Origin of the sequence: Bacillus sp. SIMBA_074 (assembly GCF_046534555.1) — a bacterium.
In the GTDB taxonomy this organism is placed as follows: Bacteria; Bacillota; Bacilli; order Bacillales; family Bacillaceae_G; genus Bacillus_A; species Bacillus_A mycoides.
In genome coordinates, this window is sequence record NZ_JAWRYM010000839.1 from 1 (window position 1) to 255 (window position 255).

At 45.5% G+C, this 255-nt stretch carries 1 protein-coding gene; it reads right to left on the bottom strand.

The genetic code is table 11. From position 1 onward, the window contains the following. Positions 1–255 (bottom strand): DUF436 family protein (locus tag SB773_RS33110; RefSeq protein WP_410594674.1); only part of this gene is annotated, 255 nt, incomplete at both ends.

The window sequence follows — 255 nt, forward strand, 5'->3', positions numbered from 1 at the left end:
GCACAACCGAAACTTCTTCATAATCGTTTCGCACTGCGGTTTCCCTTTTCAAAACCAGGGCCCTATTTAGATGCTCACAACATTGATATGCAACCTGAATGCCCGTTTTTTCTTGAAAATCCCTCACTACGGAATAAACCATCCCCGCAACGTCGAGCGTCCCTTCCGTACCGATTCGTTTTCCGATCACTTCACTTGTACTGCAGCCGATTACCAGTAGCTGGTTTTCTTTTAAAGCTGCCTCTTCTTGAAACT